This window comes from Anianabacter salinae, assembly GCF_019061145.1.
GTDB classification, from domain to species: Bacteria; Pseudomonadota; Alphaproteobacteria; order Rhodobacterales; family Rhodobacteraceae; genus Anianibacter; species Anianibacter salinarum.
On sequence record NZ_JAHQZS010000002.1, the window covers coordinates 90,165 to 115,613 of the forward strand.

15 protein-coding genes are annotated in these 25,449 nt (G+C 66.3%); 14 read left to right on the forward strand and 1 reads right to left on the reverse strand.

The window, feature by feature from the left end:
* Positions 1 to 13: 13 nt before the first annotated feature.
* The 13 genes from KTJ87_RS05100 to KTJ87_RS05160 all read left to right on the forward strand — a co-directional run bounded on the left by KTJ87_RS05100 (position 14) and on the right by KTJ87_RS05160 (position 23,308).
* Positions 14 to 1,774: a sensor histidine kinase gene (locus KTJ87_RS05100; RefSeq protein ID WP_267138018.1), complete on the forward strand. Its 1,761-nt coding sequence runs from the start codon at positions 14 to 16 to the stop codon at positions 1,772 to 1,774.
* 30 nt (positions 1,775 to 1,804) lie between these two features.
* Entirely contained in the window at positions 1,805 to 3,130 is a 1,326-nt protein-coding gene (locus tag KTJ87_RS05105; RefSeq protein ID WP_267138019.1) for a sigma-54-dependent transcriptional regulator, read from the forward strand.
* Between the two features lie 545 nt (positions 3,131 to 3,675).
* Entirely contained in the window at positions 3,676 to 6,369 is a 2,694-nt protein-coding gene (locus KTJ87_RS05110) for an Rne/Rng family ribonuclease (protein WP_267138020.1), read from the forward strand.
* A 163-nt stretch (positions 6,370 to 6,532) separates the two neighbouring features.
* The gene (locus KTJ87_RS05115) at positions 6,533 to 7,285 is read left to right on the forward strand and encodes a cytochrome c biogenesis CcdA family protein (protein WP_267138021.1); all 753 of its coding nucleotides are present in this window, start codon (positions 6,533 to 6,535) and stop codon (positions 7,283 to 7,285) included.
* A 145-nt stretch (positions 7,286 to 7,430) separates the two neighbouring features.
* On the forward strand, positions 7,431 to 8,702 hold the full coding sequence (locus KTJ87_RS05120; RefSeq protein ID WP_267138022.1) for a hypothetical protein: 1,272 nt from the start codon (positions 7,431 to 7,433) through the stop codon (positions 8,700 to 8,702).
* A complete protein-coding gene (locus KTJ87_RS05125; RefSeq protein WP_267138023.1) occupies positions 8,699 to 10,054 on the forward strand; it encodes a cytochrome P450 in 1,356 nt (451 codons plus the stop codon). Before KTJ87_RS05120 ends, KTJ87_RS05125 begins: the two co-directional genes overlap by 4 nt.
* 139 nt (positions 10,055 to 10,193) lie before the next feature.
* Complete coding sequence (locus tag KTJ87_RS05130; protein WP_267138024.1) at positions 10,194 to 12,587, forward strand: glycogen/starch/alpha-glucan phosphorylase; 2,394 nt, start codon at positions 10,194 to 10,196, stop codon at positions 12,585 to 12,587.
* 25 nt (positions 12,588 to 12,612) lie between these two features.
* Positions 12,613 to 14,823: a 1,4-alpha-glucan branching protein GlgB gene (glgB, locus tag KTJ87_RS05135; protein ID WP_267138025.1), complete on the forward strand. Its 2,211-nt coding sequence runs from the start codon at positions 12,613 to 12,615 to the stop codon at positions 14,821 to 14,823.
* Positions 14,824 to 14,850: 27 nt separating this feature from the next.
* Positions 14,851 to 16,122: a glucose-1-phosphate adenylyltransferase gene (glgC, locus tag KTJ87_RS05140; protein ID WP_267138026.1), complete on the forward strand. Its 1,272-nt coding sequence runs from the start codon at positions 14,851 to 14,853 to the stop codon at positions 16,120 to 16,122.
* A gap of 9 nt (positions 16,123 to 16,131) precedes the next feature.
* Positions 16,132 to 17,580, forward strand: coding sequence for a glycogen synthase GlgA (glgA, locus tag KTJ87_RS05145; RefSeq protein ID WP_267138027.1), 1,449 nt, complete (start codon positions 16,132 to 16,134; stop codon positions 17,578 to 17,580).
* 5 nt (positions 17,581 to 17,585) lie between these two features.
* On the forward strand, positions 17,586 to 19,697 hold the full coding sequence (glgX, locus tag KTJ87_RS05150) for a glycogen debranching protein GlgX (protein ID WP_267138741.1): 2,112 nt from the start codon (positions 17,586 to 17,588) through the stop codon (positions 19,695 to 19,697).
* A gap of 13 nt (positions 19,698 to 19,710) precedes the next feature.
* On the forward strand, positions 19,711 to 21,342 hold the full coding sequence (locus KTJ87_RS05155; RefSeq protein WP_267138028.1) for an alpha-D-glucose phosphate-specific phosphoglucomutase: 1,632 nt from the start codon (positions 19,711 to 19,713) through the stop codon (positions 21,340 to 21,342).
* A gap of 61 nt (positions 21,343 to 21,403) precedes the next feature.
* On the forward strand, positions 21,404 to 23,308 hold the full coding sequence (locus KTJ87_RS05160; RefSeq protein ID WP_267138029.1) for an amylosucrase: 1,905 nt from the start codon (positions 21,404 to 21,406) through the stop codon (positions 23,306 to 23,308).
* An 82-nt stretch (positions 23,309 to 23,390) separates the two neighbouring features.
* On the opposite strand, the gene KTJ87_RS05165 is transcribed toward KTJ87_RS05160, so the two are convergent.
* Positions 23,391 to 24,101, reverse strand: a complete 711-nt coding sequence (locus KTJ87_RS05165; RefSeq protein WP_267138030.1) for a type 1 glutamine amidotransferase — start codon at positions 24,099 to 24,101, stop codon at positions 23,391 to 23,393.
* Positions 24,102 to 24,183: 82 nt separating this feature from the next.
* Between KTJ87_RS05165 and KTJ87_RS05170 the strand changes: the two genes are divergently transcribed.
* Entirely contained in the window at positions 24,184 to 25,440 is a 1,257-nt protein-coding gene (locus KTJ87_RS05170; RefSeq protein ID WP_267138031.1) for a cytochrome P450, read from the forward strand.
* The last annotated feature ends 9 nt before the right edge of the window (positions 25,441 to 25,449 follow it).

Consider the following 25,449-nt stretch of genomic DNA (forward strand, 5'->3'; position numbering starts at 1 on the left):
GTAAATTCAATCCATGTCGGATCAGGACACCCCTGCCGCAGGCCAGCCCGCACAACGGCTGAGCTGGCGCACCCGGATCGGCGTCGTCGCCTTCGTGGCGGTGGCGATCGCGGTCGTGTGGGTGACAAACGCCATCCTGACCGAACGCTATACCGCCTCGACCAAGACCCGCGCCGAGGTGCGCCAGGCGCTCTATGTCGGCAATCTCATCAGCGAGCTGCAGCGCAACTCGGTGGTGCCGCTCTTGCTGTCGCGCGACCCGGCGCTGATCAACGCGCTCAATTCGGGCGACTTCAGCCAGACCTCGCAGCGGCTGATCCAGTATCTCGAGGAAATCGGCGCGGCGTCCTTTTCGCTTCACGACGCATCGGGACGCATCGTGGCGGCGACCGACCGGTCGCAACTGGGCACGCTGAATCGCCAAAGGCCTTTCTTCGTGGACGCGTTGCGGTCTTCGGACACCGTGTTCACCACCTACCAGAACGACAGCGGCGGTTTCGAATTCGCCTATTCGCGGCGGGTGCAGGACGGCGGGCAGCTGCTGGGCGTGATCGTGGTCAAGGTCGATTTGCGCAAGTTCGAGCAAAGCTGGGCCGGGATTGCGGATGCCGTCCTGCTGACCAACAGCGAGGGGCGGATCATCCTTGCGACAGAGCCGCGCTGGCGCGGGCTGACCGTTGACGAGGCTCTCGAGGCGCGCTCGGCGCCGTCGGCGATCCTGCGCGCGATCCAGGCCACCGCCGACTGGACGGCGCTGCCGGCGGACGCGTTCTTTACCGGCGAGGCGCTCATGCGGCTGGAATCGCGGGTGCCGTTCCAGGGCTGGCGCATGGTGTCATTCACCACCTACGCCAGCGTGCGAGAGCGGGTGAACAGCGTCCTTGCGCTCGAAATCATGGGCTTCGCGATCCTTCTGGCGGGCTGGTTCTTCCTGACATCGCGCCGCGCGCTGTCGCGGCTGAGCTTTTTCCAGCGGGAATCCGCCGAACTGCGCAAGCTGAACGCGGCGCTCCAGCGCGAGATCGCCGAGCGTGAGCGGGTGGAAAAGAACCTCGAAGTGGCCGAGCAGACGCTGGCGCAATCGTCGAAACTGGCGGCGCTTGGTGAGATGTCGGCGGCGGTCAGTCACGAGTTGAACCAGCCGCTGGCGGCGATGAAGACCTATCTGGCGGGCGCCAAGCTGCTGCTGCAGCGCCGCCGCCCCGACGAGGCGCTGTCATCGTTCCAGCGTATCGACGATCTGATTGAGCGCATGGGCGCGATCACCCGGCAGCTGAAATCCTATGCCCGCAAGGGCGGGGACGCGCTGGAAGAGGTGGACGCGCGCGACTGCGTGTCCTCGGCGCTGTCGATGATGGAGCCACAGCTCAAGGCCCGAAAGGTTTCGATCAACCGCTCGCTCCCGCGCGAGCCGGTGATGGTCCTTGTCGACCGGCTGCGCTTTGAACAGGTGCTAATCAACCTGTTCCGCAATGCGTTGGACGCGATCCGCGATGTGGACGATCCGCAGATCGACATCCTGCTGACGGCCGGGGCCAACGCGGTCGTGACCGTGCGCGACAACGGCCACGGGATCGAAGACCTCGTATCCCTGTTCGAGCCGTTCTACACCACCAAGCAGCCCGGCGACGGCGTCGGGCTGGGGCTTGCGATCTCGTCGGGGATCGTCACCGACCTTGGCGGTCGTCTGACCGCGCGGAACGGACGCAAGGGCGGCGCCGTTTTCGAGGTGGAGCTTCCGCGACTGAACCGTGAGCTTGAAGCGGCCGAATAGGCGCAACCGTTGTGAATGAGGACAGGCCAGATGGCACAAGCCATGAAAATCGCGATCGTCGATGACGAAAAGGACATGCGGCAGTCGATCGGCCAATGGCTGAGCCTGTCGGGCTTCGAGACCGAGACCTTTCCGGGGGCCGAGGATGCGCTGAAGGCCGTGGGCGCCGATTATCCCGGCATCGTGATCTCGGACATCAAAATGCCCGGCATGGACGGCATGGCGTTCCTGAAAAAGCTGATGAGCCAGGATTCGTCGCTTCCGGTCATCATGATAACCGGTCACGGCGATGTGCCGATGGCGGTCGAGGCGATGCGCGTGGGCGCGTTCGACTTCCTCGAAAAGCCGTTCAATCCCGCCAAGATGACCGAGATGGTCAAGACCGCGACCCAGCGGCGGCGCATCGCTCTCGACAACCGGGCGCTGCGGCGCGAGTTGTCGGACGGGTCCACCCTGATGAAAAAGCTGATCGGCACCTCGCCGGTGATGGACCGCCTGCGCGAGGATATCCTCGATCTCGGCCAGTCCGACGCGCATGTCCTGATCGACGGCGAGACGGGCACCGGCAAGACGCTGGTGGCCCATGCGCTGCACGCGGTGGGCGCCAAGGCAGGGCGCAAGTTCGTGCTTCTGTCCTGCGCCGCCCACGGAGAGGACGAGCTGTCGCGCAAGCTGTTCGGCCCGCTCGAGGACGGTCTGCACGCGCTGGAGGACGCGCGCGGCGGCACCGTCGTGCTGGAGGACATCGAGGCGTTGCCAGAGGCGCTTCAGGCCAAGCTGCTGACCTGGATCAACGACCAGGGCACCCCGCCCGAGACGCGGATCATCGCGATTTCCAACCTGCAGGAGCAGGGCAAGACCTGCGAGGACCGGCTGCGCCCCGATCTCTATTACCGGCTTGCGACGATGAAGATCACGGTCCCGCCGCTGCGTTCGCGCGGCGAGGATACGCTGACGCTGTTCACCCATTTCGGTGACATCTTTGCCGACGAATACGGCTGCGACGCCCCCAAGGTCGCCGCGCAAGAGGCCGCACAACTGCTGCAGGCACCCTGGCCGGGGAACATCCGCCAGCTCATCAACGTGGCCGAACGCGCCGTGCTGCAAAGCCGCCGGGGTTCGGGCACCATCGCGTCGCTGTTGATGGAAGGCGGCGACGACGTGCAGCCGGTGATGACGACCGAAGGCAAGCCGCTCAAGGAATACGTCGAGGCGTTCGAGCGGATGCTGATCGACAACACGATGCGCCGCCACAAGGGGTCCATCGTGGCGGTAATGGATGAATTGTGCCTGCCGCGCCGGACCCTGAACGAGAAGATGGCCAAGTATAACCTGCAGCGCTCTGATTATCTGTAGGGGGCGGCACCCGACCATACGCAATGACGCCTCGCCGCGATTGGTGCCGAATCGGCGTCTTTCGTGGCGCAACGGAAGAACTGGGCCGGTTGGGGAAACAAAAAACAGCCGGTTCCGCGCGGTGGCCGCCTGTCGACTTGGGGGCATTTTCAGCATTGTCATTGGACGCTCATGGCGCGTATGGTCTGACTTACGGGTCCACGACATGACGGTCGAGGCCCACGGATTTCCCTGAACGTGGGGCATCGCGGCGCGGCCCAAGGGTCGCCCTGCGCCCATGATCAGACCGGAAAGCGGCCCCAAGGGGCCGACGCTTTGCCCGAACCGCACCCAATCGCGGACCGGGCTCCCCGAACGGGCGGTGCCTCGATGCATCGCCGGAGAAGAAACGCGATGAGGCTGCGAGGCGACATCAGGACCGACAGGCAGGCCGTATCCCGGCCCGCGACGGCCCGCGCCCCCCGTGCCCACGCCCAAGCAAAACACCTCACAGACTGGCTCGCGCCCCCGGGTGACGGGTCTGATCTGGTGTGGTCAAGGATACAATGGCCAAGAAAATGCTCATCGATGCCACCCACGCGGAAGAGACCCGCGTCGTGGTGGTGGACGGAAACAAGGTCGAGGATTTCGATTTTGAATCCGAGAACAAACGCCAGCTTGCCGGCAACATCTATCTAGCCAAGGTCACGCGAGTCGAGCCGTCGCTTCAGGCGGCTTTCGTGGATTACGGCGGCAACCGGCACGGGTTCCTGGCGTTCTCGGAAATCCACCCCGATTACTATCAGATTCCGGTCGCCGACCGCGAAGCCCTGATGGCCGAGGAACGCGCCTACGCCGAAGCCATGCAGCGCGACGAGGACGAGGCCGAGAAATCGCCTCGCCGCCGCCGCACCCGCGGCAAGCCCAAGGCCGCACAGGCCACGAGCGACGATGCCGTGCAGACCCGCGACGCGGGCAGCACCGACATTCCCGGCATGGATGTCGTCGATCTGGGCGAGGATGCGGACGACAACGATGCGCCTGCCGACTTCATCGCGTCCGATGCCCTCGCGCCGGTCGATACCGACACCGATGCGCAGGACGACGCGGGCGACGACCGCAAGGAAGACGCCGGAAGCGGCGATGACGACGGGTTCCGCGACGCCTCGCGCCACGACGAAGAGATCGAATCGGTCGCCGACGAGGACCTGACAGAGGAAATCCGTCAGCCGCGCAAGCCGCGTCCGCGCAAGTACAAGATCCAGGAAGTCATCAAGGTCCGGCAGATCCTGCTGGTGCAGGTCGTCAAGGAAGAACGCGGCAACAAGGGCGCGGCGCTGACCACGTACCTGTCGCTGGCGGGCCGTTACTGCGTGTTGATGCCCAACACCGCGCGCGGCGGCGGCATCAGCCGCAAGATCACCAACGCCGTGGACCGCAAGAAGCTCAAGGAAATCGCGAACGAACTGGCGGTGCCGGAAGGCGCTGGCCTCATCATCCGCACCGCAGGGTCGGAACGCACCAAATCCGAGATCAAGCGCGACTACGAATACCTGCAGCGCATGTGGGAACAGATCCGCGAGTTGACGCTGAAATCCATCGCGCCCGCGAAGATCTACGAGGAAGGCGATCTGATCAAACGGTCGATCCGCGACCTCTACAACCGCGACATCGACGAGGTCTGGGTGGAAGGCGAGGGCGGATACCGCACCGCCAAGGACTTCATGAAGATGATCATGCCGTCCCACGCCAAGAACGTGAAGCACTACACCGACCCGATGCCGCTGTTCGCGCGCTTTCAGGTCGAGACGTATCTGGGTGGAATGTTCAACCCGACCGTGCAGCTCAAATCCGGCGGTTACATCGTGATCGGCGTGACCGAGGCGCTGGTGGCGATCGACGTGAACTCGGGCCGCTCCACCAAGGAAGGCTCGATCGAGGATACCGCCCTCAAGACCAACCTCGAAGCGGCGGAAGAAGTCGCGCGGCAACTGCGTCTGCGTGACCTTGCGGGCCTGATCGTCATCGACTTCATCGACATGGAAGAGCGCAAGAACAACGCTGCCGTCGAGAAGAAGTTCAAGGACAAGCTCAAGGTCGACCGCGCGCGCATCCAGGTCGGCCGCATCTCTGGCTTCGGCCTGATGGAGATGTCGCGCCAGCGCCTGCGCCCCGGCATGCTCGAGGCGACGACGCAGCCCTGCACCCATTGCCACGGCACCGGTCTGATCCGGTCGGACGACAGCCTTGCGCTGACAATCCTGCGCCAGCTTGAAGAAGAAGGCGTGCGCCGCCGGTCGCGCGAGGTGCTGCTCAAGGCACCCGTCGGGATCGTCAACTACATCGTCAACATGAAGCGCGAGCATCTGGCGCAGATCGAGACCCGCTATGGCATGGCCGTGCGGATCGAAGCCGATCCGTCGCTGGTCGCGCCCGATTTCTCGATCGAGAAGTTCAAGACCGCCACGCGCCCGGTGCCCGAGGTCACGCATGTGATTTCGGCTGATGCCGCGCTGATGTCCGACCCCGAGGACGACGACGAGGATATCGTCGAGACCGAGGACGAGGCAGAGGCCGAGGTTCAGCAGGCACGGCCCGCGCCCGCAGCGGAAGACGACACCGGCGCGCCAAAGAAAAAGCGTCGTCGTCGCAGGCGTCGCCGGGGCGGCAGCCGTGACGGACAGGACGCGCAGGGCGACGACCAGTCCAATGGCGATGACGCTGACAGCGACCAGGACGACGAGGGCGGACAGGACGATCGGCCCGCGCAGCCTGCCGAAGCCGCAGATGCCGAGGCGGACGAGAAGCCCAAGCGCCGCCGCCGGTCGCGCCGCAAGCCGTCCGAAGCTGATGAGGCGGTTGCAGAGGCACCCTCTGGCGACGCCGCGCCTGCGCAGGACACTGTTGCCGAGGCGCCGGAAGCGGCAGTCGAGGCTGCGCCCGAGGAGAAGCCCAAGCGCCGCAGCCGGAGCCGCAAGAAGCCCGTCGAGGACACCGCAGAGCCAGCGGCTGACACGCCCGCCGAACCTGCCCCGGTTGCCGAAGACGCCAAGGCCGCTGCCGAAGCGGAAGCCGAGCCTGCTGCGCCAGAGCCAGCACCAGAGCCGGAGGCCGAAGCGCCAGCACCAGAGCCGGAGCCGGAGCATGTGCCCGAAGCCAAGCCGGAATCGAAGCCAGAGCCTGCGATGGCCGAGGCCGAGGATACGGCCGAGGATGACGGCAAGCCCAAGAAACGCGGCTGGTGGTCGCTTGGCCGCTAAGCGGACCTGAGACTGAACAAGGCGCCCCCGGCCACCCGGCTTTGGGGGCGCCTTGCATTCCGGGGCCTGCGATGTTTCGGCGCGATCACCAAACCCTCATCCGCCATGTGGTGACGCAGGCCGGAACTTGCGTTATCGGCAAAGGGCACAGACAAGAGGCCACATGTTCGGCATCGAGATCCTTGACGCGAGCCTTCTGCCCGCGATGACCGTCGCCCTGCTCGGGGGGCTCCTGTCGTTCCTCAGCCCTTGCGTCCTGCCCATCGTGCCGCCGTATCTGGCCTACATGGGTGGCATCAGCATGAGCGAGATGTCCGAGGACGAGGCGCCGCGCGGCAAGGTCATGGGCGCCGCTCTGTTCTTCGTGCTGGGCCTGTCGACGGTGTTCCTGTTCCTGGGCTTCACCGCCTCGGCTATCGGGTCGTTCTTTCTGCAGAATCAGGACTGGTTCGTCACCATCGCGGGGATCATCGTGATGGTGTTCGGCGCGCATTTCGTCGGTGTATACCGCATCGGCATCCTTGACCGCGAGGTGCGGATGGATGCGGGCGACCGCGGCGGATCGGCGTTCGGCGCCTATGTGCTTGGCCTTGCCTTCGCCTTTGGTTGGACGCCGTGCATCGGCCCGCAGCTTGGTGCGATCCTGTCGCTGGCCGCGTCCGAGGCGAACCTGGCCAAGGGCACGATGCTGCTGGGGGTCTATGCGCTGGGTCTTGGCATCCCGTTCCTGCTGGTCGCCGCGTTCTTCCCGCGCCTCAGGGGTCTGATGGGGTGGATGAAGCGGCACATGGAGCGGATCGAGCGCATCATGGGCCTTCTGCTGTGGACGGTCGGGCTGATGATGCTGACGGGGCAGTTCACGGCGTTTTCGTGGTGGCTGCTGGAGCAGTTCCCGGCGCTGTCGGCTCTGGGCTGAGGGCGCTTCCGCCCTTTGGGGCGGCCTGGCGTCACGTTGGGTATTTGGACCAGGAAGAAGCAGGAGCGGGCTCAATCGCTGCGACGATCGGCTTAATTTCGCCGGATTGTTTCGATAGCCTGCCAGCATGGATGGACGCGGTCAGATGCCGGAACGGGACCACCGCCCAGTGGCGCGGCGCCGGGTGTTCTACATTCCCGGCTATGATCCGATTCATCCCCGCCGCTACCGCGAGCTGTATCGCAAGGAAAGTGCCGCTCAGGCCGCGATTTCCGGCTACGAGATCGCATTGAAGCCCAAGACGACGGGCGGGCGTTATGGCTGGCACGTCGAGGCGAAGATGGACGGCACCGCCAGCGCGGCAGATGTCGAGGTGCTGGTCTGGTCCGACATCGTGCGCGAGTCGATGGAGGCCGGGATCGCCGCGACCTATGGCCAGCTTGCCCGCACGGCCTGGACCTATATCGCGACCGGAACGCTGTTCCGGCTGATGCGGCTGCGCAAGGGGCCGGTGATCGCCGCGCTTTACCCGGTGGGCATGCTGATCCTGCAACTGCTGCTGGCCGTGCTGGCGGGATGGGCCGCCTTCGCGCTTGTCTCGACCGCAGGTCATGCGCTGGCGGACTGGACGGGCGCTGATGCGGGGGGGCTGGCGCTGGTGGCGGCGCGGCTGGGGCTGGGGGCGGCTTGCGCCTTGCTTGCGGGATGGGGCGCGCTGCGCTGGTTCAAGGCGCATGACAACCGGTTCTTCGCCTATTACCTGATGCACGACTACGCCTTCTCGGCCCGTTGGGGTGGCGCGAACCCGCCCGCGCTGGAGCAGCGGATGACCGCGTTCGGCGATGCCATCGCGGCGGCGATGACGTCCGAAGTCGACGAGGTGCTTGTCGTCGGCCATTCCTCGGGCGCGCATCTTGCGGTGTCGATCCTGGCCGACCTGATCCGGGGCGGGCGGGTGCCGCGCGAGGGTCCGGCGCTGGCCTTCCTGTCGCTGGGGCAGGTGGTGCCGATGCTGTCCTTCCTGCCGCGCGCTGACCGGCTGCGCGGCGATCTGCACTATCTGTCCGCCAGCGAGGCGCTGACCTGGATCGACATCACCGCGCCCGGCGACGGCTGCGCCTTTGCCCTGTGCGATCCGGTGGCGGTCACGGGCGTCGCGCCTCAGGATCAGCGCTGGCCGCTGGTCATTTCGGCGGCGTTCACCCAGACGCTGGCGCCCGAGACATGGGCGCGGCTGCGCTGGCGGTTCTTTCGGCTGCATTTCCAGTATCTCTGCGCCTTCGACCGGCCCGGTGACTACGACTATTTCCGCATCACCGCGGGTGCGCAGACGCTGGCCGAGCGCTACGACGGGCGGATGACCTCGCCCAGCCGGATCACGGCGGCGGCGTCGCGCTATACCTCGATCCCCACATGACGCCGCCCAAGCCGCCCTCGCGCGCGGGGCGCGTGTCGCTCTGGCGCTACCTGCGCCTGTTTAGGCAGGACATCCTGTCGGCGCAGCCCGCGCGGCTGTATCGCGCCTGGATGGCCGAATTCCGCACGCCGTTCTTCCGGTCCTATCTGGTGAACGAGCCTGCGCTGGTGGACGAAGTGCTCAAGGCCCGCCCGATGGAGTTTCCCAAGTCCGACCGCATCGGCGAGGGGCTGCGCCCGCTCCTCGGCAACTCGGTGTTCCTGACCAACGGCGAGACATGGCTGCGCCAGCGCCGGATCATCGACCCGGCCTTCGAGGGCGGGCGCCTGCGCGACACCTATCCGGCGATGCTGGCGGCGGGCGAGGCTGCGGTGGCGCGGCTGCACGGGCAGGGCGGCACTGTCGAGATCGAGGAGGAGATGAGCCATGCGGCGGCGGACGTGATCTTTCGCACGCTGTTCTCGATCCCGATCGAGCATCGGCTGGCCTCCGAGGTGTTCCACCGCTTCCGCGACTACCAGCGCACGCAGCCGATCCTGAACCTTGCCGCCTTCCTGCCGTTGCCGCGCTGGGTGCCGCGCCTGCACCGGCGGCGCACGCGGGCGGCCGCGGCAGCCATCCGCGCGCTGATAACCCGGCTGACGACAGAGCGGATGGCCGAGATCGCGGCAGGCCGCGCGCCGGATGATCTGGCGACCAAGATCATGACGACCGCCGATCCGCAGACCGGCGAGCGGTTCACCACCGCCGAGATGGTCGACCAGGTGGCGATCTTTTTTCTGGCCGGGCACGAGACCAGCGCCTCGGCTCTGGGCTGGGCGCTTTATCTTCTGGCGCTTCATCCAGAGGTGCAGGAGCGTGTCGCGGACGAGGTCGCGGCCTTGCCGGACCGCCCCGCGTTCAGTGACCTGTCGAAGCTGCGCATGACCCGCGACGTGTTCCGTGAGACGCTGCGGCTGTATCCGCCCGTCCCGATGATGGTGCGCGAGACGACCCGGCGCGAGCGGTTTCGCGGCCGCGACGTGCCGACTGGCGCGCAGATCGTTCTCAGCCCGTGGCACCTGCACCGGCATGAACGGCTGTGGGACCGGCCCGACGATTTCGACCCTGACCGCTATGGCACCGAGAACGGCAAGTCCTGCCTGCGCGACGCCTACATGCCGTTCTCGGCCGGGGCGCGGGTTTGCACCGGCGCCGGGTTCGCGATGGTCGAGGGGCCGCTTCTGCTGGCGCTTCTGGTGCGGGCGTTCCGGTTCGACAGGGTTCCGGGCGACGATCCGGTGCCGGTCGCCTACCTGACCGTGCGCGCCCGCGACGGCATCCGCCTGAACGTGACGCCCCGCACGGGCTGACCTGCCACCGCATTCGATTGCACGTTCCTTGGGCGGTTCACGGGGCAGTTTGTGTTAACGCTAACTGTTTTGTCCGCAGGGGGCTTTCAAAGCGTTTTGGAACGCGCTACGCCTTTGCGACAGTAATGAGGACCGACGCTTGAGCGCCACAGCACCGACCGCCGATGACCTGCAAGCCGCGATCCTGCGGCACCTGACCTTCACCCTTGGCAAGGACGCCGCGCATGCCAGCCGCTATGACTGGCGCATGGCGCTCAGCTATGCCCTGCGCGACCTGATCGTCGAGCCGTGGTTTTCGGCCACGCGCGTCACTTATGGTGAGGACCGCAAGCGCGTCTATTACCTGTCGCTGGAATTCCTGATCGGGCGGCTGCTTGAAGATGTGTCGATCAACCTTGGCCTGCGTGACGTGTCCGCAAAGGCGCTGGCGGCACTGGGGCAGGATCTGGGCGCGGTGATCGAGGATGAACCGGACGCGGCGCTGGGCAACGGCGGGCTGGGGCGGCTGGCGGCCTGTTTCATGGAATCGATGGCGACGATGGGCGTGCCCGCGATGGGCTATGGCATCCGCTATGAACACGGGCTGTTCCGCCAGCGCTTCGAGGCCGGCCAGCAGGTCGAGACGCCCGAGGACTGGCTCAAGCAAAAACATCCGTGGGAATTCGAGCGCCCGGAAGTGGTCTACGAGATCGGGTTCAAGGGGCATGTCTCGGACGAGGGCGGGCGCCGTGTCTGGCATCCGTCCGAGAGCGTCGTCGCCTCGGCCCATGACACGCCCATTGTCGGATGGCAGGGACGCTGGGCGAATACATTGCGGCTTTGGGCGGCCACGCCGACGACAATGTTCGACCTCGACCGGTTCAACGCGGGCGATTACGCCGCTGCCGCCGAGCCCGAGGCTCTGGCGCGCACGATCAGCCGGGTGCTCTATCCCGACGACACCACCGAGGCGGGCAAGGAACTGCGGCTGAAGCAGGAGTATTTCCTGGTGTCCTCCGCCGTGCAGGACATCCTGCGCCGCTACCGGTCCGGCCACGGCGACATCCGCAAGCTGGCCGATCACGTCGCGATCCAGATGAACGACACGCACCCTGCGCTGGCGGGGCCGGAACTGATCCGCATCCTTGTCGACCATGACGGTCTGGCCTTTGACGAGGCGGCACGGATCGCCGAGGCGGTACTGGGCTACACCAACCACACGCTGTTGCCCGAGGCGCTGGAACGCTGGACGACATGGATGATCGGCAACGTGCTGCCGCGCCATATGGAGATCATCGGAGCGCTGGACGCCCGGCACGCCGCCGCGCACCCCTGCCGCCCGCCGGGAACGGCAATCATCGAGAACGACCAGGTCAAGATGGGCGAATTGGCGTTCATCACCTCGCACAAGGTCAACGGCGTCTCGGCGCTGCACACCGAACTGGTCAAGGACACCGTGTTTGCGGACCTGCATGCGCTGCATCCGGGGCGGATCGTGAACCAGACCAACGGCATCACGCCGCGCCGCTGGCTGAAGCTGGCCAACCCCGCGTTGTCGGCGCTGGTGACGGACACCATCGGCGACGGGTGGGAGGCTGATCTGGACCGGCTGGAGGCGCTTGAGCCGCATCTGGACGACGCCGGTTTCCTTGACGCCTACGGCGCGGCGAAGCGGTCGAACAAGGTCGCGCTGGCCGCGTGGGTCAAGGACGAGATGGGCGAGACGCTGGACCCCGAAGCGATCTTTGACGTGCAGATCAAGCGGGTCCACGAATACAAGCGCCAGCTTCTGAACATCCTTGAAACCATCGGGCTCTGGCACCGGATGCGCGCCGCGCCGCAGGACGACTGGGTGCCGCGCGTCAAGATCTTCGGCGGCAAGGCTGCGCCGGGATACGCCGTGGCCAAGCAGATCATCCGCCTGATTAACGACGTGGGGCGCGTCGTGAACGCCGATCCCGCGATCAAGGGGCGGCTGAAGGTGCTGTATCCGGCGAACTACAACGTGTCGATGGCCGAGCGGCTGATCCCGGCATCGGACCTGTCCGAACAAATCTCGACCGCCGGCAAGGAAGCGTCGGGCACCGGAAACATGAAATTCGCCCTGAACGGAGCGCCGACCATCGGCACGCTGGACGGCGCGAACGTCGAAATCCGCGACCGGGTCGGGGCGGACAATTTCTTCCTGTTCGGAATGACCGCGCCCGAAGTCGTTGCGCGCCGCAATGTGCCGGATCATGCGCGCCAGGCCATCGAGGCGAGCGAGGACCTGCAAGTGGTGCTGCAACTTCTGGCCGAGGGCCGGTTCTCGCCGGAAGAGCCCGAGCGCTATCACGGATTGCTCGACCAGCTGTGGAACCACGACCATTTCCTCGTGGCGTCGGATTACGCATCTTACGCGGCGGCACAACGCGAGGTGGACAGCGCATGGCGTGACCGTGCAGGCTGGCTGCGAATGGCGGCGGCGAATACGGCTCGGGTGGGGTTCTTTTCCTCGGACCGGACGATCCGGGGCTACATGAAAGACATCTGGTCTGTGAAGGCTGCGCTGTAACGGAACGACGACACCGGAGGACGCGATGGCGGCCAAGGCGACAACGAACAAGACGGAAGGCGCTGTGCCCGTGAACCCGGAGGCAGCGCGCGCGATCGCCGCCGGGGCGCATGGTGATCCGTTCTCGGTTCTGGGGCCACACAGGGTGGGGCGCAGCAAGATCGTGCGCGCCTTCGTGCCGGACGCAACGGCGATGACGTTGATCGCGGGCGGCAAGGACATCGCAATGGACCCGCTTGAGGGGCTGCCGGGGTTCTTCACCGGCAAGCCGGGCCGCGCGAGCGCCTACCGCCTGCGCATCACAACGCCGGATGCGACCTGGGAGGCCGACGATCCCTACCGCTTTGGCCCGATCATGGGCGAGATGGACGAATACCTTTTGGGCGAGGGCACGCACCGCCACGTCTGGCAGGTGCTGGGCGCACACCCCATGACGCATGAGGGGGCCGAGGGCGTCGGCTTCGCCGTCTGGGCGCCCAACGCGGAACGGGTGTCGGTGGTCGGCAACTTCAACACCTGGGACGGGCGGCGTCATCCGATGCGGCGGCGCGGCTCGACCGGCGTGTGGGAGCTGTTCATTCCCGGCCTGACCGAGGGCGAGCATTACAAGTTCGAAATCCGCGGTGCGGGCGGCCAGATGGTGCCTCTCAAGGCCGATCCGGTGGGGTTCGGCGCCGAACACCCGCCCGCCACCGCCAGCGTCGTGCGCCGTATCGGCACCCATGACTGGCAGGACAAGGGCTGGCTCGACATCCGGCACGAGGCGCACCGCGTCGATGCGCCGATCTCGGTGTACGAGGTTCACCTCGGCAGTTGGCGCAAGGCCGATGGCGGTGCCCGGCCGCTCAGCTATGTGGAACTGGCCGACCAGCTTGTCGGCTATGCCGCCGACATGGGGTTCACCCATATCGAGCTGATGCCGGTGGGAGAGCATCCCTTTGACGGCAGCTGGGGGTATCAGCCGGTGGGCCTGTTCGCGCCGACGATCCGCCACGGGACACCCGCCGAATATGCCGCCTTCGTCGATGCGGCGCACGCGCGCGGGCTGGGGATCATCATGGACTGGGTGCCGGGGCACTTCCCATCGGATGCGCATGGGCTGGCGCGGTTCGACGGCACGGCGCTTTATGAACACGCCGACCCGCGCGAGGGGTTTCACCAGGACTGGAACACGCTGATCTACAACTTTGGCCGCACCGAGGTGGCCAACTACCTGATGTCCAACGCCTTGTATTGGCTCGAGGAATTTCACGTCGACGGGCTGCGCGTCGATGCGGTCGCCTCGATGCTGTACCGCGACTACAGCCGCAAGGCCGGGGAATGGGTGCCGAACAAGGACGGCGGGCGCGAGAATTACGAGGCGATTGATCTTCTCAAGACGATGAACACCGTCGTCTATGGCGAAATTCCCGGCATCCTGACCGTGGCCGAGGAATCCACCGCCTTTCCCGGCGTGTCACGGCCCGTCGATCACGGCGGGCTTGGCTTTGGGTTCAAGTGGAACATGGGGTGGATGAACGACACCCTGCGGTACATGGAGAAGGACCCGATCCACCGCCGTCACCACCACCATGACCTGACCTTCGGACTGACCTACGCGTTCTCGGAAAACTACATCCTGCCGATCAGCCATGACGAGGTGGTGCACGGCAAAGGCAGCATGATCGCCAAGATGCCCGGCTCCGACTGGGAGAAATTCGCCAACTTGCGCGCCTACTACGGTTTCATGTGGACGCACCCGGGCAAGAAGCTTCTGTTCATGGGGCAGGAGTTTGCCCAGTGGGACGAATGGAACCACGGCCGGTCACTGGACTGGCATCTTCTGGACGGCGCGCCGCACCGGGGCATCCAGAGCCTCGTGCGCGACCTCAACCACCTATATCGCGGCACGCCCGCGCTGCATGTGAACGACACGCGGCCCGAAGGCTTTGGCTGGCTTGAACTCAACGATGCCGACCGGTCGGTCTATGCCTGGATGCGAAAGGGCGGGCCGGGCGACAAGCCTGCGGTGATCGCTCTCAACATGACGCCCGTGCCGCGTGACGGCTATCGCATCGGCTTTCCGGGCGGCGGGCACTGGCGCGAGGCGCTGAACACGGACGCCGAGGTCTACGGCGGCGGCAACCGGGGCAACGGGGGCGGCATTGCCACCGAGAACGTGCCGTGGATGGGGCAGGAGCAGTCGGCGGAGATCGTCATTCCGCCGCTCTCGGCCGTGATTTTCGTGCAGGACTGACCTGCAGGGACAAAAAGGGGGGACGACATGCAACCGACGCCGAACACGAGGCTTTCCAGCCGGGCCATGGCCTTTGTCCTTGCGGGCGGCCGGGGGAGCCGTCTCAAGGAACTGACGGACCGCCGGGCCAAACCTGCCGTCTACTTTGGCGGCAAGACCCGGATCATCGACTTTGCGCTGTCGAACGCGGTCAATTCGGGTATCCGCAAGATGGCCATCGCGACGCAATACAAGGCGCATTCGCTGATCCGGCATTGCCAGCGCGGCTGGAACTTCTTTCGCGCCGAGCGGAACGAATACCTCGACATCCTGCCCGCGTCGCAGCGCGTGGACGAGAACAAGTGGTACATGGGCACCGCCGATGCCGTGACCCAGAACATCGACATCGTCGATGACTACGGCGTCGACTACGTCATCATCCTGGCGGGCGACCACATCTACAAGATGGACTACGAGGTGATGCTGCGTCAGCACGTCGAGACCGGCGCCGATGTGACCGTCGGCTGCCTGACCGTGCCCCGCGCCGAGGCGTCGGCCTTTGGCGTGATGGCGGTCGACAAGACCCGGCGGATCACAAGCTTTCTGGAAAAGCCCAAGGACCCGCCCGCGATGCCGGGCGATCCCGACAATGCGCTGGCGTCGATGGGTATCTATGTCTTCAACTGGCCGTTCCTGCGCGATCTTCTGATCCGCGACGCCGAGGACCCCAATTCCAGCCACGATTTCGGCCATGACCTGATCCCCGACATCGTCAAGAACGGCAAGGCGATGGCGCATCTGTTCTCGGAAAGCTGTGTGACCAGCGGGATCGAGGATGAACCCTACTGGCGCGACGTGGGCACCATCGACGCGTTCTGGCAGGCCAACATCGACCTGACCGATTTCACGCCCAAGCTGGACCTCTACGACAACAGTTGGCCGATCTGGACCTACGCCGAGATCAACCCGCCCGCCAAGTTCATCCACGACGAGGACGGCAGGCGCGGCTCGGCGATCTCGTCGCTGGTGTCGGGCAACTGTATCATTTCGGGCTCGGAAATCCGCAACTCGCTGCTGTTCACCGGCTGCCGGACGCACAGTTTCTCGGAACTGTCGTCGGTGGTGGCGCTGCCTTACGTTACGGTGAACCGGCAGGCGCGGCTGAAGAACTGCGTGATCGACAGGGGCGTGGACATCCCGCAGGGGCTGATCGTCGGGGAAGACCCCGAGGAAGACGCCAAGTGGTTCCGCCGCACCGACAGCGGCATCGTCCTCGTCACGCAGGACATGATCGCCGCGCGTGCGGCTGCGAAAGGATAACACGCGCAGATGACCCGCAACGTCCTGTCCGTCGCCTCGGAATGCGCGCCGCTTCTCAAGACCGGGGGGCTGGCCGATGTCGTCGGCGCGCTTCCCGGCGCGCTGGCCCGGCACGGCTGGTCGATGCGGGTGCTGATGCCGGCTTACCGGGGGCTGCTGCCGCGTCTTGGCGGCGGCACCGCGCTGTGGTCGGGCGATCTGCAGGGCGGCAAGGCGCGCATCGTCGCGGCGGAGGCGTCCGGCACCCGGATGCTGCTGCTCGACGCGCCGCATCTCTATGACCGCGAGGGCGGCCCCTATGCCGGGGCCAAGGGCGATCACCCCGACAACCCGCAGCGCTTTGCCGCGCTGTGCAAGGCGGCACGGCTTGTCGCCGAGGGCGGCCTGTCGGATGGCTGGCAGCCCGAGATCCTGCACGCCCATGACTGGCAGGCGGGGCTTGCGCCCGCCTACCTGCGTTATGCCGGGGCGTCCCCGGTCAAGACCGTGATGACCGTGCACAACATCGCGTTCCAGGGCATCGCGGGCGCCGACCTTCTGGGGGGGCTGGGCCTGCCGGTGGCGGAATTCCACGCTGACGCGCTGGAATACTACGGCAACGTGTCGGCGCTGAAGGCCGGGCTGGTGACGGCGGATGCGATCACCACCGTGTCGCCGACCTATGCGTCCGAGTTGATGCGCCCGGAGTTCGGCATGGGGCTGGAAGGCATCATCTCGAAGCGCGCGGATTGCCTGCACGGCATCCTCAACGGCATCGACACCAGTGTCTGGTCGCCCGCCGCCGATCCCGAGATCGTCGCTTATGACGCCAGGACGCTGAAGAAAAAGGCGCAGAACCGCGCGCGTCTTCTGGACGAGTTCGGCCTTGGCGATGTGCCGGGGCCGCTGGTCGTGGTGGTCAGCCGCCTGACTACGCAGAAGGGCATCGACCTGATCCCCGAGGTTCTGCCCGAATTCATCCTGGCGGGCGGCGGTCTGGTCGTCCTCGGCTCCGGCGATGCCGGGCTGGAAGAGGCGATGCGCCGGGCGGCGGGCCGCTTCCCGGGCCGTGTCGGCGTCAAGATCGGCTATGACGAGGCCCTGTCGCACCGCATCTTCGCGGGCGGCGATGCGGTGCTGGTGCCCTCGCGGTTCGAACCTTGCGGGCTGACGCAGATGATGGGGCTCAGCTATGGCACCGTGCCCGTCGTGGCCGCGACGGGCGGGCTGGCCGATACGGTGATCCACGCCAACCCGATGGCGCTTGCCGCGAAAGCGGCGACGGGGATCACCTTTCACCCGACAGACGCGACCGCCCTGGGCGATGCGCTGCGGCGGCTGGTGCAGCTTCATGGCGATACGGCGCAATGGCAGATGGTGCAGAAGAACGGCATGAAGCAGCCCGTCGACTGGAACGCCTCGTCCGCCGCCTATGCCCGTCTGTATGAAAGCCTGCTGTCCGAAAGTCCCGCCGCGTGAACGCAGTGCCGTCCGACATCAAATCCAGCCTCAAGCAGCATCCGCTGGCGTCCGGTCGCCCCGATCCGCTGGGCGCGACCTTTGATGGCGAGGGCGTGAACTTTGCCGTCTTCTCGGCCCATGCGCAGTTGGTGGAATTGTGCCTGTTCACCGAGGATGGCCGCAAGGAGCGCGCGCGCATCCCGCTGACCGAGCGCGACGGCGATGTCTGGCACGTCTACGTGCGCGGCCTGACGCCCGGCACCCGTTATGGCTACCGCGTGCACGGCCCCTACGAGCCCGAGGCGGGGCACCGGTTCAACCCCAACAAGCTGCTGCTGGACCCCTATGCCAAGAAGCTGGACGGACGCCTGAAATGGTCGGACGCGCTGATGGGCTACAAGGTCGGCTCGAACCGGGCCGATCTGTCCTTCGACACCCGCGACAGCGCCTTTGCCATGCCGAAATCGGTCGTGGTGGACCCGTCCTTCAACTGGGGCAACGACACGCCCCCGCGCGTGCCGCGGTCGGAAACCGTGATCTACGAAGCGCACGCCAAGGGCCTGACCGAGACGCACCCGCGCGTCGATCCGGCGGTTCAGGGCACCTACATGGGCGTCTGTTCGGAGCCGATGCTGGACCACCTGACGCGGCTGGGCGTCACCGCGGTCGAATTGCTGCCGGTGCATGCCTTTCTCGACGACCGGTTCCTGATCCAGAAGGGCTTGCGCAACTATTGGGGCTACCAGTCCATCGGCTTTTTCGCGCCCGAACCGCGTTACATGGCGCAGGGCGAGATCTGGGAGTTCCAGACGATGGTGCGCCGCCTTCATTCGGCGGGCATCGAGGTGATCCTCGACGTGGTCTACAACCACTCGGGCGAGGGCAACGAGATGGGGCCGACGCTGGCCTTTCGCGGGCTGGACAACGCCAGTTATTACCGGCTGCTCGATGGGCGCCATTACATCAACGACACCGGCACCGGGAACACGCTGAACGTCAAGCATCCCGCCGTGCTGCGAATGGTGATGGACAGTTTGCGCTACTGGGTCGAGGTGATGCACGTCGACGGCTTCCGGTTTGATCTTGCCACCACGCTGGCGCGCGAGGCGGACGGGTTCGATCCGCATGGCGGGTTTCTCGACACGATCCGGCAGGACCCTGTCCTGTCCCGCGTCAAGCTGATCGCCGAGCCGTGGGACATCGGGCCGGGCGGCTACCAGGTCGGAAGCTGGCCGCATCCGTTTCTTGAGTGGAACGACAAGTACCGAGACGGGGTTCGGCGGTTCTGGCGGGGCGGGGATCTTTTGACCTCGGACCTGTCCAAGCGCATCCTCGGCAGCGCCGACGAGTTCGACCATTCGGGCCGCGCCGCCACCGCGTCGGTGAATTTCCTGACCGCGCATGACGGCTTCACGTTGCAGGATGTGGTCAGCTATTCCAAGAAGCACAACGCCGCCAACGGCGAGGACAACCGCGACGGCCATTCCGAGAATTTCTCGGACAATTTCGGCGTCGAGGGTCCGGCAGACGATCCCGGCATCACCGCGCGCCGCCTGCAGCGCAAGCGCAACATGCTGGCGACGCTGTTCCTGAGCCAGGGCACGCCGATGCTGCTGGCTGGCGACGAATTCGGCAACAGCCAGGGCGGCAACAACAACGCCTATGCCCAGGACAACGAGACCGGCTGGCTGGACTGGTCGGACCCCGACGATGCGCTGACCGATTTCGTGGCCAAGCTGACGCGGATACGGCGCGAGCATCCAGTGCTAAGGCAACGGCTGTTCCTGCACTCGCGCCCGCGCCGCAAGGACGGCATCCCCGACGTGGTCTGGCGCCTGCCGGACGGCACCGCGCCCGAGCCGCGCGACTGGCACAATCCCGGCTGGAAAGCGCTGTGCGTCGAAATCCGCACCTCTTACGGGACGCCAGACTATGCCGCCTCGGATGACGTGATCTTCGCGGTGTTCAACGCAGGCGGTGAGGTCGAGGTGACCTTGCCGGTCCTTCCCGACGGCCTTGTGTGGGAAAACATCCTTGATACGGCGGAACCCGAAGCCGGGCCGAATTGCGTTACATCGGACATTGTGCGCGTGCCGTCCGAGGCCGTGCTGGCCTATGCGCGCACCCAAATCTGACTAGGAGCGGACCATGACCGTGCACACCGTCAAGACATCGCCCATCGACGGGCAAAAGCCCGGCACCAGCGGCCTGCGCAAGAAGACGCCGGTGTTCATGGGCGCGCATTATCTCGAGAATTTCGTTCAGGCGATCTTTGACGCGATCGGCGGCGCGGCGGGCAAGAGCTTTGTGGTCGGCGGTGACGGGCGCTATTTCAACGATCGCGCGGCGCAGGTGATCCTGCGGATGGCCGCCGCGAACGGCGCGGCAAAGGTGATCGTCGGGCAGGGCGCGATCCTGTCGACGCCCGCCGCGTCGCACCTGATCCGGCTGCGCGGCACCGATGGCGGGATCATCCTGTCGGCCAGCCACAACCCCGGCGGCCCGGACGAGGATTTCGGCGTGAAGTTCAACACCCCGAACGGTGGCCCCGCGCCGGAAAGCGTGACGGCGGCGATCCACGAGGCGACGACGCGGATCACCGGATACAGGATCATGGATGCCCCCGACATCGACCTGTCGGTCCTTGGCACGGTGGCGCTGGGCGACATGGCGGTCGAGGTGGTCGACCCGGTCGCGGACTATGCCGACCTGATGGAGACGCTGTTCGATTTCGGCGCCATCCGCGCGCTGATCGCCGACGGCTTCACCATGCGCTTTGACGCGATGTGCGCGGTGACAGGGCCCTATGCCTGCGAGATCCTCGAGAACCGGCTTGGCTTTCCCGTCGGCACCGTCACCCACCGCGACCCGCTCCCCGATTTCGGCGGCATGCACCCCGACCCCAATCCGACCTGGGCGCACGAGTTGATGGCCGAGATGATGGGCGAGGGCGCCCCCGATCTCGGTGCCGCCAGCGACGGCGACGGCGACCGCAACATGATCGTCGGACGCGGCACCTATGTCTCTCCGTCGGACAGCCTTGCGGTGATCGCCGCCAACGCGCATCTCGCCAAGGGCTACATGGGCGGGCTGTCAGGCGTCGCGCGGTCGATGCCGACTTCGGCTGCTGTCGACCGCGTGGCCGCGAAGCTGGGCATCGACTGCTTCGAGACGCCGACGGGATGGAAATTCTTCGGCAACCTGATGGACGCGGGGCGCGCGCAGCTGTGCGGCGAGGAGAGTTTCGGCACCGGATCGGACCATGTGCGCGAAAAGGATGGCCTCTGGGCGGTGCTGATGTGGCTGAACATCCTCGCGGTGGGCGGGGGCAGCGTCGCGGACCTGCTGGCCGCGCACTGGAAGGAATTCGGGCGCAACTACTATTCCCGCCACGATTTCGAGGGGCTGGAGACGGCGGCGGCCGAGGACATGCTGTCCGCCCTGCGCGGCCGGATGGGCGATCTGCTGGGGCAGGACGTGCAGGGCATGACCGTGATCGCGGCGGATGATTTCAACTACACCGATCCGGTGGACGGCTCGGTGTCGACGGGGCAGGGGCTGCGCCTTGTCTTCGGCGATGGCGCGCGGATCGTGATGCGGCTGTCGGGCACGGGCACCAGCGGCGCGACGCTGCGGCTGTATCTCGAACGCTATGTGCCGGGGCCGGAGGGCTTGGCCGAGGACCCGCAAGAGGCGCTGGCGCCGGTGATCCGCGCCGCGCACGCGTTGGCCGGGATCGCTGCGGCGGTCGGCCGCGAGACGCCGGACGTGATCACCTAGAGGCGGGCGTCGGTGGGGGGCTCTGCCCCCCACACCCCCCGGAGGTATTTGTGGACCAAAGATGACAGGTGCGGGCTTGGCAGAGACGGCTGTTGCGAGCGATCAGAGGCTTTTCGAGATGCGGCTGGCGCGCAGCCGGGACGATCTGTTCGGGATGCTGGAGCGGCTTTATGGCCAGCGCGGTGATTATGAGGCGTTTCGCGGCAAGCTGATGACGGCGCTGCGCAAGGCCTGGGAAGCGCGGCCGGAGGATCTGAAGTGGCTGGACCTTGCGCGCGATCTGGAGCCGGACTGGTTCCAGCGCGAGGGGCAGGTCGGCTATGTGTTCTACATCGACCGTTTCGCAGGGACGCTGAAGGGCGTGCTCGACCGGCTGGATTACCTTGAAGACCTCGGCGTCACCTACGTGCATTTCATGCCTTGCCTCAAGCCGCGCAAGGGCGACAGCGACGGTGGCTATTCGGTCGCCGACTATCGCAGCATCAATCCCGCCTACGGCACGATGCAGGAGTTCGAGGAGGTGGCGGCGGCGCTGCGGGCGCGCGGCATCTCGGTCTGCATCGACATGGTCCTGAACCACACCGCGCGCGAACATGCCTGGGCCCGCAAGGCGCGCAAGGGCGATGCGCGCTACCGCGACTATTACCTGACCTTTGAGACCGACAAGCTGCCGCGTGCCTATGAGGAATACCTCGTCGAGGTGTTTCCCGACACCGCGCCCGGCAGCTTTAGCTATGACGCTGATATGGGGCGCTGGGTCTGGACCACGTTCAACACCCATCAGTGGGATCTCAACTGGGCGAACCCTGCCGTGTTCCTCGAAATGGTCGAGGTGATGCTGTATCTCGCCAATCGCGGCGCCGAGGTGCTGCGGCTGGATGCGGTCGCGTTCATGTGGAAGCGCCTTGGCACACGCTGCCAGTCCGAACCCGAGGTGCACATGATCCTGCAGGCGCTGCGCGCCGCCTGCCGGATCGCCGCGCCCGCCGTGATCCACCTGGAAGAAGCGATCGTGTCGCCGGGCGAGATGATCCCATACCTTGGCGCGGGCGAGCATACCGGCAAGGAGGGCAACCTTGCCTATCACAACAGCCTGATGGTGCAGTTCTGGTCGGCGCTGGCGGCGCGCGACACCGCCCTGATGACCCATGTGATGCGCACGCATTTCCCGCCCGTGGTGCAGAACGCGACCTATGCCACCTATATCCGCTGCCATGACGACATCGGCTGGGCGGTCACCGACGAGGACGCGGCGGCGGTGGGGCTGTCGGGGCCTGCGCACCGGGCCTTCCTGTCGGAATTCTACGAGGGCGGGTTTCCGGGCAGTTTCGCGAAGGGCGCCCTGTTTCAGGTCAACGAGGAGACCGGCGACAAGCGGATCTCGGGGTCTTTCGCGTCGCTGGCGGGGCTGGAGGCGGCGCTCGAGGCGGGCGATGTGCGCGGCGTCGATCTGGCGATCGACCGCATCCTGACGGGCCATGCGCTGATCGCGTCCTATGGCGGTATTCCGTTGATCTACATGGGGGACGAGCTGGGCCTTCTGAATGACTACGGCTATGCGGACGTGCCTGCCCATGCCCATGACAGCCGCTGGGTGCACCGCCCCGCGATGGACTGGGAGGCAGCGGCGGGCGCAGCGGCGGAAGGGACCGGCGTTGCGGCGCGCATCCACCGGGGCGTGCGGCAGATCATGGCGGCGCGGGCGCGTCTGGCGCCGCTGCATGGCGGGAACGCGACGCTGGTTCAGGACACCGGCAGCCGGGCGCTGTTCGCCTTCACCCGCGAGGCACCGGCGGGGGCGGTGCTGTGCCTGTTCAACTTCACCGAAGGGTGGCATTCGGTCTCGGCCGACTGGTGCCGCGACAATGGCGTGCGGCTGTTCCGGGACGGGTTGTCGGGCAGCGGTGTCGAGACCGGGAACGGGCGCGTCGCGCTGCCGCCCTATGCGCGGCTTTGGTTGATGTGAGGGGCGGCAGCGGGGCGTGTCCCGCCCTACAGGGCGGCGGATCCTTGATGCCTTTACCTGGGGAGGCGGGACAAGTCCCGCCCTACGGGCGCTTGTGTTCGAAGAATGCGGCGATCCAGCGGGCCAGCGTGTCGGTGTCGGCGGGGTCGGCCAGCGAGGCGCGGGCGGCTGCGGTCACGTCCTCGGGCAGCTTGTCCTTCAGATGGTCGGTCAGCGCGGCGATGAAGCCGGGCGTCATCTCGGGGTGATACTCGGTGGTGAAGACGCTGTCCCCCAGCCGGAAGCCGCCGATGGCGCAGCCGGGCGCGGTAAGCACCACCTCGGCGCCGGGGGGCGCGCGCAGCACCTGCTCGCCGTGCGCCGCGTATTGCCGCACCGACGGGGGCGCACCGTCCATCCAGGGGGCGGGCGCGGTCACTTGCGTCTCGACCGTGCCCAGCACGAAGGGGCCCGGGTTGTCGCCGACCGCGCCGCCGAGCGCCTGCGCGATGGCCTGATGGCCAAAGCAGGCCCCGAACAGCGGCACGCCTGCATTGTGTCCCTTGCGCAGCAGATCCATCAGCCGCAGCGTCCAGTCCTCGCCCGAGCGCACAGAGGCGGGGCTGCCGGTGACGATGACGCCGTCGAAGGACGAAAGATCGCCCGGAAACACGCCGTCCTTCACCGCGAAGACCTCGAACGTCCAGTCCGGGCGCAGGGGGGCGAGCAGGGCGCGCCACTTGTCGCCGTCGCGGGGATGGCGGCGCGCGAAATCGGACTCGTCGGTGTTCGCCATCAGGATCGCGATCTTCATCGGGGCCTCCGGGTGAAAACGGGTTGCCAGCCCCCTGAATAGGGTGGTTAGACTGATCGTTGCAAGTGAAACGAGTTTGCCGATGACGCTCTGGACGCCCAACGACGACGGCCACGCCGACCTGACCAGCCACGACGCCTTTGCGTCCGGCCCGCCGCACGCGACCTTTGCGCGGATGCGGGCCGAGGCGCCGGTTTGCTGGACCGGGTATGCAGGCGGGCAGGGGTTCTGGTCGGTCACGCGTCATGCCGACATCACCGCGATGCTGCGCGACTACGCGACGTTCTCCAGCGCGCGGGGCATCCGGATGGAGGACCAGACCTACGAGGAATACCTCGCGCGGCGCACGTTTCAGGAAACCGACCCGCCCGAGCATACCCATGTGCGCAAGAAGGTGATGCGCGCCTTCTCGCGCCCCGTGGTCGCCGGGTTCGAGGATGACATCCGCGCGTTGTCGGTCGATATTCTGGACTACGCGCTGCAAGACACCGAGTTCGACGCCACCAAGGCTATCGCGCGGGAATTGCCGATGCGGATGCTGGGCCGCATTCTGGGCGTGCCCGAGGCCGATCTGCCCTGGCTGGTGCAGAAGGGCGACGCGCTGATCGCCAACACCGATCCCGATTTCACCGACCATGTGCTCGACAAGCTGGACACCGACGAATTCCGCATGATGCCGTTCAACTCGCCTGCCGGGGCCGAGCTTTACGCCTATGCGCGCGAGTTGATGGCGGACAAGGCGGCGCGCGGCGACACCGACGGCATCCTGCACATGATCCTTGCGCCTGATGAGGATGGCGAGACCATCAGCGAGACCGAGTTTCGCAACTTCTTTTGCCTTCTGGTCGCCGCAGGGAACGACACCACGCGCTATTCCATCGCCGCCGGGATGCAGGCGCTGGCGCGCCAGCCGGGGCTGCTGGACCAGGTCGCCAGCGGGGCGGTCGATGACACGATGGCCGACGAATTCATCCGCTGGGCCACGCCCGCTACCTATTTCCGCCGCACGGCCGCGCGCGATATTGAGGTGCATGGCCAGACGATCCGCGCGGGCGACAAGGTGCTCTTGTGGTTCGCTTCGGCCAACCGCGACGATGCGGTCTTTGAAGATCCCTTGACCGTCGATCCGGGGCGCAAGCCCAACCCGCACCTGTCCTTTGGGCAGGGCGGCCCGCATGTCTGCCTTGGCATGCACCTTGCGCGGCTCGAGGTGCGAGTGCTGTTTCAGGAATTGACGAAACGTATTGCGGGGATCGAGATGGCGGGCACCGAGAAATTCCTGCGCTCCAACTTCGTGGGCGGGATCAAGTCGCTTCCCGTGCGCGTCACACTCCGCTGAAGGATGCCC

Excerpts from the sequence above, each read along its gene's own strand:
- KTJ87_RS05100 (WP_267138018.1), top strand. The coding sequence starts at position 14 with ATGTCGGATCAGGACACCCCTGCCGCAGGCCAGCCCGCACAACGGCTG.
- KTJ87_RS05105 (WP_267138019.1), top strand. The coding sequence starts at position 1,805 with ATGGCACAAGCCATGAAAATCGCGATCGTCGATGACGAAAAGGACATG.
- KTJ87_RS05110 (WP_267138020.1), top strand. The coding sequence starts at position 3,676 with ATGGCCAAGAAAATGCTCATCGATGCCACCCACGCGGAAGAGACCCGC.
- KTJ87_RS05115 (WP_267138021.1), top strand. The coding sequence starts at position 6,533 with ATGTTCGGCATCGAGATCCTTGACGCGAGCCTTCTGCCCGCGATGACC.
- KTJ87_RS05120 (WP_267138022.1), top strand. The coding sequence starts at position 7,431 with ATGCCGGAACGGGACCACCGCCCAGTGGCGCGGCGCCGGGTGTTCTAC.
- KTJ87_RS05125 (WP_267138023.1), top strand. The coding sequence starts at position 8,699 with ATGACGCCGCCCAAGCCGCCCTCGCGCGCGGGGCGCGTGTCGCTCTGG.
- glgB (WP_267138025.1), top strand. The coding sequence starts at position 12,613 with ATGGCGGCCAAGGCGACAACGAACAAGACGGAAGGCGCTGTGCCCGTG.
- glgC (WP_267138026.1), top strand. The coding sequence starts at position 14,851 with ATGCAACCGACGCCGAACACGAGGCTTTCCAGCCGGGCCATGGCCTTT.
- glgA (WP_267138027.1), top strand. The coding sequence starts at position 16,132 with ATGACCCGCAACGTCCTGTCCGTCGCCTCGGAATGCGCGCCGCTTCTC.
- KTJ87_RS05155 (WP_267138028.1), top strand. The coding sequence starts at position 19,711 with ATGACCGTGCACACCGTCAAGACATCGCCCATCGACGGGCAAAAGCCC.
- KTJ87_RS05160 (WP_267138029.1), top strand. The coding sequence starts at position 21,404 with ATGACAGGTGCGGGCTTGGCAGAGACGGCTGTTGCGAGCGATCAGAGG.
- KTJ87_RS05165 (WP_267138030.1), bottom strand. The coding sequence starts at position 24,101 with ATGAAGATCGCGATCCTGATGGCGAACACCGACGAGTCCGATTTCGCG.
- KTJ87_RS05170 (WP_267138031.1), top strand. The coding sequence starts at position 24,184 with ATGACGCTCTGGACGCCCAACGACGACGGCCACGCCGACCTGACCAGC.